Source organism: Clostridium yunnanense (assembly GCF_016595795.1).
Taxonomy (GTDB): Bacteria; Bacillota; Clostridia; order Clostridiales; family Clostridiaceae; genus Clostridium_AR; species Clostridium_AR yunnanense.
In genome coordinates this window covers 1-11,316 of sequence record NZ_JAENHN010000054.1, presented here as the reverse complement: position 1 = coordinate 11,316, position 11,316 = coordinate 1, and the positions used below count along the sequence as shown (strand labels likewise).

Annotated in this window: 11 protein-coding genes; 2 read left to right on the top strand and 9 right to left on the bottom strand. The window is 30.1% G+C overall.

Annotated elements, in window-relative coordinates:
• Positions 1 to 1,108 precede the first annotated feature (1,108 nt).
• Positions 1,109 to 1,888 (top strand): MurR/RpiR family transcriptional regulator, encoded by a 780-nt coding sequence (locus tag JHL18_RS20670; RefSeq protein ID WP_200272770.1) that lies wholly within the window; start codon positions 1,109 to 1,111, stop codon positions 1,886 to 1,888.
• A 151-nt stretch (positions 1,889 to 2,039) separates the two neighbouring features.
• Here the strand turns inward: JHL18_RS20670 and JHL18_RS20665 are convergent, their stop codons facing one another.
• The 3 genes from JHL18_RS20665 to JHL18_RS20655 all read right to left on the bottom strand — a co-directional run bounded on the left by JHL18_RS20665 (position 2,040) and on the right by JHL18_RS20655 (position 4,477).
• On the bottom strand, positions 2,040 to 3,383 hold the full coding sequence (locus JHL18_RS20665; protein WP_200272768.1) for a 6-phospho-beta-glucosidase: 1,344 nt from the start codon (positions 3,381 to 3,383) through the stop codon (positions 2,040 to 2,042).
• A gap of 116 nt (positions 3,384 to 3,499) precedes the next feature.
• Positions 3,500 to 3,889: an ankyrin repeat domain-containing protein gene (locus JHL18_RS20660; RefSeq protein ID WP_200272766.1), complete on the bottom strand. Its 390-nt coding sequence runs from the start codon at positions 3,887 to 3,889 to the stop codon at positions 3,500 to 3,502.
• 108 nt (positions 3,890 to 3,997) lie between these two features.
• Entirely contained in the window at positions 3,998 to 4,477 is a 480-nt protein-coding gene (locus tag JHL18_RS20655; RefSeq protein WP_200272764.1) for a hypothetical protein, read from the bottom strand.
• A gap of 318 nt (positions 4,478 to 4,795) precedes the next feature.
• Between JHL18_RS20655 and JHL18_RS20650 the strand changes: the two genes are divergently transcribed.
• Positions 4,796 to 6,175 carry a 6-phospho-beta-glucosidase gene (locus JHL18_RS20650; protein ID WP_200272762.1) on the top strand — a complete coding sequence of 460 codons (1,380 nt, stop codon included), beginning with the start codon at positions 4,796 to 4,798 and terminating at the stop codon, positions 6,173 to 6,175.
• 382 nt (positions 6,176 to 6,557) lie between these two features.
• On the opposite strand, the gene JHL18_RS20645 is transcribed toward JHL18_RS20650, so the two are convergent.
• The 6 genes from JHL18_RS20645 to JHL18_RS20620 all read right to left on the bottom strand — a co-directional run bounded on the left by JHL18_RS20645 (position 6,558) and on the right by JHL18_RS20620 (position 10,999).
• Positions 6,558 to 7,511 (bottom strand): MBL fold metallo-hydrolase, encoded by a 954-nt coding sequence (locus tag JHL18_RS20645; RefSeq protein WP_338025494.1) that lies wholly within the window; start codon positions 7,509 to 7,511, stop codon positions 6,558 to 6,560.
• 25 nt (positions 7,512 to 7,536) lie between these two features.
• The gene (locus tag JHL18_RS20640; protein WP_200272760.1) at positions 7,537 to 7,869 is read right to left on the bottom strand and encodes an SdpI family protein; all 333 of its coding nucleotides are present in this window, start codon (positions 7,867 to 7,869) and stop codon (positions 7,537 to 7,539) included.
• A 195-nt stretch (positions 7,870 to 8,064) separates the two neighbouring features.
• Positions 8,065 to 8,607: a transcription elongation factor GreAB gene (locus tag JHL18_RS20635; RefSeq protein WP_200272758.1), complete on the bottom strand. Its 543-nt coding sequence runs from the start codon at positions 8,605 to 8,607 to the stop codon at positions 8,065 to 8,067.
• A 238-nt stretch (positions 8,608 to 8,845) separates the two neighbouring features.
• The gene (locus JHL18_RS20630) at positions 8,846 to 9,349 is read right to left on the bottom strand and encodes an AAA family ATPase (RefSeq protein WP_200272757.1); all 504 of its coding nucleotides are present in this window, start codon (positions 9,347 to 9,349) and stop codon (positions 8,846 to 8,848) included.
• A gap of 95 nt (positions 9,350 to 9,444) precedes the next feature.
• A complete protein-coding gene (locus tag JHL18_RS20625; RefSeq protein ID WP_200272754.1) occupies positions 9,445 to 10,065 on the bottom strand; it encodes a class I SAM-dependent methyltransferase in 621 nt (206 codons plus the stop codon).
• Between the two features lie 97 nt (positions 10,066 to 10,162).
• A complete protein-coding gene (locus JHL18_RS20620) occupies positions 10,163 to 10,999 on the bottom strand; it encodes a hypothetical protein (protein WP_200272752.1) in 837 nt (278 codons plus the stop codon).
• Positions 11,000 to 11,316 lie beyond the last annotated feature (317 nt).

The following is an 11,316-nucleotide window of genomic DNA, read 5'->3' as shown; positions in this document are numbered from 1 at the left end:
CATGTGTTAGGCACGCCGCCAGCGTTCGTCCTGAGCCAGGATCAAACTCTCAATTTAAAGTTTAATCATAGCTTACTTACTTAGTAAGTCTTTTTTCAAAAGAATTGCTGGTTTAGTTTAAGTCTAATTTTAGACTTTGTTTATCTTCTCTGTTTAATTTTCAAAGACCAAGTTGTTTTGCTGTTTTTCTGACAGCTTTTATATCTTACCACCGTAAGATTTCTTTGTCAACACATTTTTAAAACTTATTTAAATTTAATTTAAATTTTGTTTTAAAACTTTGTGTTGTTTTGTCGAACTGTGTTGCAGCGACATAACCTATAATATCATATTAATTAATACTCAATATTATGTAATATGCCCTGAGAACAATTTACTTATACATTTTTTTGATATATCTCCTTATTTCTAAATAATTCACCAGTTGATACACTTGGAAGTGTTTTCCGCAAAAAATCTATTTTTCATTGATAATATCTAGAAAATAGTACATTTCTGAAGTAAATATTATTTAATTACAATATGAACAATACTTATAAAAATTATCTTTGAGAACTTAAAACATCTATTAATACCGCAAACAACTTTTAGAGTTTTATTAATATCTATTCTCTAGCACCTTAATTAAACTTTTAATTATTTTAAGCATAGTGCTTTAAAGAATTCCTATATGGAAACTTAATTTATACTTGTCCAAAAATCACTCACCTATGAATTTTAGCATGTATAAATTAATAGGTGAGCTAGGAAATCTATAATATCAACAAACCTTATACTTTTTAAATGTACGTATTAATACTTTGCTTACTTTTAATCAACAGTATGGTAACATATAGATATAACAGTTCCTAATAAACTCTGATATGAAATGGTTCATCTATAGATAAACCAGTTTCACATAAAATATATATTTGATATTCCTATTATCATTAATAGTTAACAAAAATATTGATTAGTTTTATTAGATAGAGCTGGATTATCTATTCCGCTGAACAGATAAACTACTTCAGTCACTAAACTCCAAATAAAGCTTTCGATGGTTCTACGAAGCTTTATTTGGATAGATTCTATTGTGAAGTAGTTTATCTATATATATGGGGGTGCAAAAATGCCTAGTATCATTATCTTATTATTAAATGTTATAAATACCTTAGATGAAGATTCAGTAAATTTTAAAATTGCTAATTATCTTCTATTAAATATAAATGACCTAGAAGATCTTTCTATGTCCACTATTGCGAAAAATTGCAATGTTTCTAAGGCTACTGTAAGTAGATTTTGCAAACAAATTGGTGTAGACAATTTTTATGAGTTTAAATTTATTTGTCAGAATAGAAGCTCTGATGTAATAGAAAAATATTATCCTATTGCAAGTTTAGAAAATAGTACAACTCAGTTTATAGACGAGACAATAAAAGCTCTTCAGCTAGTTAAAGAATCTCTAAATTCAAAGATACTTAATGAGTTAGTAGAAGACTTACTTAAATATGATAAGGTTGCCGCCTTCGGCCATATGCAATCTGGAAATATCGCTGTATCTCTTCAGCATGATTTGTTTTCAAATGGTAAGATGGTATATACACGAATGCCTTACATAGACCAAAAACAGTTTATTGAAGCTGCAACGAAGGAAAACTTAATTATTATCTTCTCAGCCTCAGGCACATATTTTTCTAGATTATTTCAAAGAGATGGATTTTTTGATAAAAAGAATAAACCTAAGATATATATGATAACTACTTCTGTGATAAAAGCACCGCAATCATTCATAGATCATGTAATCTCACTACCTAATAAATATGAATTAAGTTCATCTATGATTTTACAGTGTTATGCAAATTTAATACCTTTAAAGTACTTTGAGTATGTACATAAAGAGAATCTATAAATTTAAAAGTTTATAGGTTCTCTTTATTTATATAGTGACAAAAATAAAAGCATTCATATCTAATAATAAGATAATAAATGCTTCGTTTTTTTAACATAGTATCCGTTAGAAAATTCTTTAAGCTTATATCTAAAAGTCTAACATAAGTATACTATAATGACTTTTCCACTTCTTGTATTGCAGCTTTAAACTGAGGAAGATAGTCTTTATGAGCAATTAGCATTTCATCTAATAATTGCTTAGCGATGCTTCCACTTGGGATTAAAGGATTCATTATAAATGCCTGTAGTGCTGTGCCATAATCTCCAGTTACTGCAGCTTCCACTGTAAGTTCTTCCATAGACTTCATAACTTGAACTAAACCTCTAACAGCAGAATTCAGTTTTCCATAAGTTATTGGTTTTGGACCACTAGCTGTAATATGACTTGTTATCTCAATAGAAGCATCATAAGGAAGGTCGGTTAATGCACCTTTATTTCTTGTATTTACTACCATAACTTTACCCTTGTTATTGTAAATTGAATTAATTATTTCACAGGCTATATCAGAGTAATATGCCCCACCTCGCCTGGATAATTGTTCTGGTTTTTCCTTTAAGTTAACATCTTTATAAAGCTCAAACAATTCATCTTCAACTCTTTTAACTACTTCAGCTCTAGTTGAAGTTGCATTATACTCATTAACTTCTTTTTTTACCATTTCATCTGTTAAATAGTAATATCTATGATATCCACATGGAAGCATTCCTAAGTTTCTAATTTGTTCCTCCATAAAAGGTAGTTCACTTAAAATTCTATCTTCCCTTTTACTATCCTCAAAGATGGCATCCATAACTGTTGTGGTCAAATCATTACCTTCATTGTCATAGACCTTATGCCAATGCAAATGATTTAATCCAATAAAATGAAAGAAAAGTTCCTCTGGATTTTTGTTAATAAGTTTTGACTCTTCCATAATATGTCCTATTGGACCATTACACACTCCAACAACCTTTTCAAACTTACCATAATTGAGTATTGCTTCCGTCACCATTCCTGCCGGATTGGTAAAATTAATTAACCAAGCATTGGGGCATAATTCCTTCATATCGTTAACTATGTCTAAAATCACTGGAATAGTTCTAAAAGCCTTTAATATTCCGCCAGCTCCGTTGGTTTCTTGCCCTAAAATACCATGACTTAGAGGAATCCTCTCATCCTTTATTCTTGCAGCTAATAGGCCTACTCTAAGTTGTGTGGATACAAAATCCGCATCTTTTAGAGCTTCACGTCTATCTAGAGTCAGATTTACTTCCCAATCAAGACCAGCCTCTTTAACCATTCGTTTAGCAAGATTACCCACAATCTCTAACTTTTCTTTTCCTTCTTCTATATCTACAAGCCATATTTCCCTAATTGGAAGCTCATCTTTACGTTTAATAAATCCTTCTATTAACTCAGGGGTATAGCTAGAGCCCCCTCCTATTGTAACAATCTTAATTTTATCGCTTCTCATATTATCCCTCTTTTTTGTTTTGTAATAATTATAATTATACACGAACCTGAAAAGGATATCATAAATTTTCATATTTTGAAAACCTATGATATCCTTTTTGTTTATTGTTATCTATATTAATTATTAAAGCTATAATAAGTCTCTAGCAAATCAATAGCTTCTTGATTATTTCTCCTTCTTGCCCTATCAATAGCTGTTTGCTTATATTGATTTTTTGTGTTTACATCTACCCCTTTATCAAGCAAGAATTTAATGCCAACAGTATTATTAAAGTCAGCAAAACTATGCAATGGCGGAAATGGATTTCCTAAGCAATTTATATCACAACCATAATTAAATAATAGTTGTAATAACTCAATATCTTCTGTTTCTGTTTCTGTTGCTATACCAAAACCCTTCTTTGACACCTCTTTATCAAATTGTTGCCTAAACTCTGTGTAAATATATCTTACAATATCAGCAGAATATCTAAATGCTATCTCTAACGGTGTATATGCTATAGACACTTTATTAATCTTAGCACCTGCTTCAGCAATTGCCTTAAATGTGATAATATTATTATTTTTCGCACAAATACCAAGTGGAGTACCAACGCAATTTAATCTTCTATCTAATTATGACTGCTTTGGATTTTTTAGTGCCTTCATAATCTTATCAGTATTATTTTCGTAGCAAGCATATACCAATGTATTTTTAATTTTCTCTGCTTTAATAGATTGTTTCAGTATACACCTACGTTGCTCATTACAAGGTTCAAGATTATATTCTTGAAATATAATAAGCTCAAATAAATCATTTGAAAATAATTCTTTATTATAATGAGTAATAAATTTAAATTTTGCTTTATTTCCCTGTAAAGCAAAAAACACAAGAATACCTTCTCTTTGTAAAATATCTCTTATACGTTTTCCAAATTCATTAAAAATTAATATAGTTTCATTGCTGTATTCAACTCCACCACTAGTAATTTCATAAAGTCCGCTAGTAAAAGAGTTTGATGTATTTTCAAATATATAACAATAGTCTTTAAGTGAAGTTATTTTGGCTATATCGTTTAATAGAATTTCAAAACCATCAGACATTTCTAAATCCACATTCTCACCTCCAACATATGCAGAAGTTACTGTATAACTATATTCAATTACTCAGCTATCTTTATATAAGTTTATCATTATCACTAATTAAATCAACATAATAATAAAAGAGAAATATCTACTTCCATATACTATTACCCAAATCGAGCAAATAAGTAACATCATCCATAAAAACTCATGCACAATCCCTAACTTCAAACAGTAAATATATATCATAACGTTTTCTTAATCTGAAAATCGTTTCACGAATTGAAACAATGTTGAAATGCTTTAGATTATTGTTTATTGTTTAAGTAGATTAGTTGAGGAGGTATTGAGATGGAAAAGAAACCAGTTAAAATCGTAACAATCGGTGGAGGTAGCAGCTATACTCCAGAATTAATGGAAGGTTTTATAAAGAGATATGAAGAACTACCAATCAGAGAAATCTGGTTAGTTGATATTGAAGCAGGTAAAGAAAAGTTAGAAATAGTTGGTGCTATGGCTCAACGTATGTGGGATGCTTCACCATACGATGTTAAAGTACACTTAACTTTAGATAGAAGACAAGCATTAAAGGATGCAGATTTCGTAACTACTCAGTTCAGAGTTGGATTACTTAATGCACGTATAAAAGATGAAAGAATTCCTTTCTCTTATGGAATGTTAGGACAAGAAACAAATGGTGCTGGAGGTATATTTAAAGCCTTCAGAACAATTCCTATAATTCTTGATATAGTTGAGGATATGAAAGAGTTATGCCCTAATGCATGGCTTGTTAACTTCACAAATCCAAGTGGTATGGTAACTGAAGCTGTTGTAAGATACGGTAAATGGGACAAGGTTATCGGACTTTGCAATGTACCAGTTGGAGCTATGATGAAAGAACCAGAAATGCTTGGTGTAAAATTAGAAGATTTAACATATCAATTTGCAGGCTTAAATCACTTCCACTGGCATAAAGTAAGTGACAAGAATGGAAATGACGTTACTGCTAAGATAATTGATAAAATGTATAGCAATGACTCAGGTATCCCTGCAAACATTCATGATGTTCCATTTATCAGAGAACAATTAGAACAAATGAATTTAATACCATGTGGATATCATAGATACTATTACTTACAAGAAGAAATGTTAAAGCATGGCATAGAGGAATTTAACGGTGTTGGAACTCGTGGACAACAAGTTAAACAAACTGAAGCTGAACTTTTTGAATTATATAAAGATCCTAACTTAAACTACAAACCAGAACAATTGACTAAACGTGGTGGTACACACTACTCAGATGCAGCTTGTGAAACAATACTTTCTATCTATGCTGATAAGAAAGCTCACATCGTTGTTTCAACTAAGAATAATGGAGCTGTTCCTGATCTACCAGCTGACTGTGTAGTTGAAGTTTCTGCTTATATTTCAGGTAAAGGTGCTCTTCCAATAGCATTTGGAGAATTAGAACCAGCACAACGTGGATGGCTACAACTTATGAAGAATATGGAGCTTTGTGTATGTGAAGCTGCTGTAACTGGTAATTATGGACTTGCATTACAAGCCTTTATCTTAAACCCACAAATTCCTGGTGGTGCAACAGCTAAGCGTGTACTAGATGAATTATTAATCGCTCACAAAAAACATTTACCTCAATTTGCTGAAAAGATAGCTGAACTTGAAAAGAACGGTGTAACTGTTAAAGACGAAGTTGCTGCTAACTTAGATTAGTATCACAAATAAATTTAGCCCTTAAAACTAGCTGAGTTAATAATATACTCACTATTTAAAATATAAAAACCCTAAATAAAAACTGCCAGCATCATTTTGCTGGCAGTTTTTATTTTACGCTCTCATGGAATATGATAATATATATTAATTGTTTGCTAAAGCTCAGCAAAGCATCGGGTGACTAACCACCTAATTTAAAAACGTTACAACAACTCTAACAATTAAATCAGTTTAAAAACTATGCTATATTCATATCTCCAATTGAAGTTGTACATTTAAAGCTATAGCAATTGCAAATAAAACACGAGATTAAGATACTAATTACTCAAGAAAGTTAACGTAATTAGTATCTTAATCTTATTAAAAAGAACTGAAATTTCTATTACTCTGAACAAATAACCTTTGAATAAATAAGCTCACCATCTTGTATTTTAGTTTCTACTCTTCCAATTTCACTTAAATATTCAATATATGGCTTCAATAATCTTTCTATAAGATGATATCTATATTTACTATTTATCTTAATGTTAAAAGCTATAATAACAGCTGTTTTTATATTATCCATAGTCATACCATCATCTATTAATCTAAAAATACTATTGGCTACAACATCATATTGCTTTATATTATCTTCTATAAGGTTTGCAATATCGGTATATACTCCTTTATGCGCAACAATATATTTGTTATGCTTTAGCTCCTTAAGCTTTATCTTACTTTTTAGATCTTCACTAATTATTTGTGCAAATGGAAGCTTAGCAGCCTTCATAATTTCAGAGCTAAGAAGAGTATCACCTAAATACATAACATCATCCGGTGTAATAATGCATATATGTCCAGGACTGTGTCCAGATGTATGGACAATATTAAATTTCAACCCAAACACCTCTATATGTGACTGATTATTAAAAATCATAATATCTGTATCGCAAACCATATGACCAAAGTTTTCCTTAACTTCAGCCAATGTTTGACTGCTGTAGTAAACCTTAAGATTCACTACTGAACTACATAAAAGTGCTTCATAAGCTGGCATAGCTATAATCGAATTATACTTTTCTTTAAAATAAGAACAATTTCCTATATGATCAATATGTGCATGACTGCAAATTATTGCTTTAACTATAAAATCATTATCATTTACTAGCTTACCTATTCTTTCTCTCTCAGTTTTTAACCCACTATCTAATAAAATGATTTCTTTATCATTAACCTTGTAAAATGGTATATACTCATTTCCTGTATCTATACAAAATGTATTTCCTTTAACTTCTATTATCTTCATATGTTTTCTTTTTGAAACTATCTCCTCTAAAAATTTATTAGCTTTCTTCATGTGTATTTATTTTTTACGGCTTTTATTACACCTTCCTCGTACCATCACTATTAAAAACTTTTCTCAAGTGACCTTCATCAATAATCAGCATAAAAATTACACCTACTAAAAATATTATCACTTTATATCCGGTATTAAAATCACTAAGAAATTGATCTAGAAGAAACTCTAAGACCATATAAATCAAGCCAAATGTAATAAGACTATTAGAAGAATATCTTTGCGCTTCATCCCATGTATCTTGATTTTTCATCGAGAATTTTGTTCTATGCCCATATATATAATTAATCTTATGTGGTGGCAACAACTTAAATATAAAGCCACAAACTACACAAATACCGCCTGCAAGATATAGCATATAATCCTCCTATTTACTAAATGTACATTAACCTCATTCAATTTCTAATCAATTAATATGCTCAGACTTAAACTCACCAAAGCAATTATAATTTCTTCTATATTATAAATGCCTAGACCGGTAACGTGCTTATTATAAATATGCTTTATTTATGGTAAAGTTCCCGTCTTACACATTTTTACAAAATAAATTATACTACTTTGCTGCTACATTCTCAGATATTGTTTGAAAAACATTTGTAAAAACAACTTTAATATTATCTTCATTTTCAATATCGTTATATAATCCGTATTTATGAGCTGTTATATTATCTCCATTACGTACTATGCCCGTAATATAAGTTTGATCTTTTGAATCCGCTGCATCCTCATATGATAGTTCTTCAAGTGTAAATGGTATAAAGCTCTTTTCAGTCTGGATAAAAAAGAATGGAATGTTAGATTTTTTATATATTGGAGCATACTTTGCTTTTGCTGCCTCAGATAAATTTTCTTTAGTTATAAATATTGCATCGTAACCTGTATCAAACTTCTCTTTTTCTATATCAGAGAATTGAATCTTCGTGAACTTAACTTGCTTCTCACGAACCTTTGGTATGTCCCCTATAATTCCAATGGTCAGATTTCTTCCATCATAAGGTTTGGTCTTTATAGATTGAGGCTCTCTCACATTATAAGCTATTAGTACAATTATGATTACACATAAGAACAAATAAACTGAAGTCATTTTAATATTCAAAATAATTTTTCACTCCAATCAATAATACTTAGTTTTCTGTCAAAATCTAAGTTTAATTTTCATGTTTTAAATTTTTATTACCAGAATTAGAATTATCTATCATCGACCTAGAAGATATCTTTTTTCACCACTATAATCATATACATATGTTACTGAAGGCTCATCATTAAAGGTAACTTTAATTACATATCCACCATAATAACTGATTTGATCTATCATTGAGTTATTTATTTTATTATTAATAGACAACCTGATTATATATAATCTCTGCTGCCTCTTTTGCTGAAATATTGCTTACATCTATCTTCTCAGTATCCATATTATGATAGCACTGCAATCTTGGCACAGTCCTCTCAATAACATCTTCTCTACGGATTCCAAGCTTTATATCTTCTTTTATTCTTGCTATTAGCGCTTCCTCTGAGCATATTACTGAGAACTTATACTCCTTACAATCCCTTGTATTTAATCTTGATAATATTTCATCAAGAATGCTTTGTTCGTTCATAACCCAGCAAAAGATAATATTCTCATACTCAGAGCATGAAATAAAATTATTTAGCACATAAGTTATATTATCAATAACCATCTTTTTAGTTTCTTCTGTGACAATAAATGGTGACATATCCCAGCACCAATCACCATCAAGAAAGACAGATTTAGGTAATAACTTTTGTAGAACCTTGCTTGTTGCCGTCTTTCCTACTCCCATGGTTCCATTTATAAAAATTAGATTCTTCAACTCAGTAAAATCCTCCTTTCACTACTATTTTCAAAATCTCTACTGGTTTATACTCATAACTTTCTAAAAGACAAGTCAGTTATACGTCTATTCATCTATACCTTCCTAAAAGTCAAAATTTCAGCTTTTTCAAGATCATCGAAAGTTATTCCTCCCTTACTTATGTAGTAAGGGCTATGATATTTTTCAAAATGAATTCCTATCTTTGAGAGCGATGTAATTACTTGAAAGCCGTATGCTTCAACCTCTTTAACAAGCTTTTCATATGAATATTTCTTCTTTTTTCCATCCTTATCTGTAAAATTTGACATATGGAATGGCAAAATAGACAATATCCCATTCTTTTTTAATGTTCGCTGTGCTTCTTCTAACAATGTAAATCTATGAAATCCATTGCCATGAAGAATATCATAATACATAATCATATCAAAATAATCATCCTCAAAATCAAGAGAGTAGTCTTTATTTCCCATCTTTAATTCAATGTTATTTAACTCCTCCAGTTTAATTACTTCATTTATATGATTTAGACATCCTTTATTAATATCTACAGCATATACTCTTCCCCTGCAAATTGCTCTCGATGCAAGTACAGAATAGTGTCCAAAACCACAACCGTAATCCAAAATATTTGAATCATTTGCTAATCCTAGATTATCAAACAATGACAAACCATCTTGTCTCTCCCATAATTTTATTCTTTCATGTATATCCATTCTCTTTCTCCACTTTATTATATAATTTTCATATCACCATAAGCCCGTTATACTATAAATGTATCCATTTAACATATTTATTCATACAGATACTGTTCTAATATGCCTCTAACTTAATGTATTCTCTCCATATTTCTAAAAAGAGTTCACTTCTACTCACATATCTATCGTTTAACCGTAATATTGATTTATCATAACTAACTACCGCTCGATATAAAAGCTCGGTAATATGATTATGAGTTTCATCATTATGGATTTTAAATTCATTTACATAATTCATATCTACTTTTAAATATTCCAGCTGCTCTGAATATCCATATCTATGAAAGTTCGTATTATACTGATTATCTCTTATAATCATTTGAGTTACTAAACCTTCCATAATAAGCATATGTGCTAAATGTGAAGATATTAAATAATCCTTTCTCATTAATTTACCTAAAGCTTGCACTGCCACAAACCAAAACCAATCTGATTTTTTCAAATCATACCTGCATGCTAATTTTTTATCTTCCTCAACAGCTGTTTGTACATAGTTCAATAGTTCAATAGTTTCATCACATCTGCAAAAGCAAGAAAAGTCAATACGTACACCGTTATTTAAACATATACGCATCCCCTCTTTATCATCAATTCTTTCTTGAAATACAATGCCAAATATCCTATCTTGAATTCCAAGTCTTGAAAAATGCTTCTTATATATTGGAGTTTCATCATAATAATCATTGGGGTGTAGTCTTAGATAAACATTTATATCTACATCACTATATTTATCATGATAACATTCATCTAAGCCCTTCCTGATATTTGTGTTATCATATATTGATAAGATAAAAATATCTTTTATCTGAACTTTTTCAACCTCTGGTAATGTAAATAGCACTGATAAAAAACTTCGAGCTTCCTGCTCCATTACTTCTTTGTTAATATTCATATTTTATATTCCTCCTTTAATTATTTTAAATTAAAGGATATTTCTTAATTTGCCCATATTTCTCATATAACTTGGCCTCCTTTATTGCTTTATAGGGTTCCAACTTCAACTATTAAGTTATGCATGCCGCAAAAATCCTCAGTAGCCACGATTTTCGAACATGCATAACTTAAGTTTTCGTAATGGAACCCTATATAGGTATCCTAGGTCTAAGTTTAAGTTATACTGAATAACCACAATTTTTCTTCAAATACTAAACATACGGAGAAAGGTGGTTGAATTATGGGTAGAAATCATTTAAAAGTAGAATCTTTGCA

Excerpts from the sequence above, each read along its gene's own strand:
- JHL18_RS20670 (WP_200272770.1), top strand. The coding sequence starts at position 1,109 with ATGCCTAGTATCATTATCTTATTATTAAATGTTATAAATACCTTAGAT.
- JHL18_RS20665 (WP_200272768.1), bottom strand. The coding sequence starts at position 3,383 with ATGAGAAGCGATAAAATTAAGATTGTTACAATAGGAGGGGGCTCTAGC.
- JHL18_RS20650 (WP_200272762.1), top strand. The coding sequence starts at position 4,796 with ATGGAAAAGAAACCAGTTAAAATCGTAACAATCGGTGGAGGTAGCAGC.
- JHL18_RS20645 (WP_338025494.1), bottom strand. The coding sequence starts at position 7,511 with ATGAAGAAAGCTAATAAATTTTTAGAGGAGATAGTTTCAAAAAGAAAA.
- JHL18_RS20640 (WP_200272760.1), bottom strand. The coding sequence starts at position 7,869 with ATGCTATATCTTGCAGGCGGTATTTGTGTAGTTTGTGGCTTTATATTT.
- JHL18_RS20625 (WP_200272754.1), bottom strand. The coding sequence starts at position 10,065 with ATGGATATACATGAAAGAATAAAATTATGGGAGAGACAAGATGGTTTG.
- JHL18_RS20620 (WP_200272752.1), bottom strand. The coding sequence starts at position 10,999 with ATGAATATTAACAAAGAAGTAATGGAGCAGGAAGCTCGAAGTTTTTTA.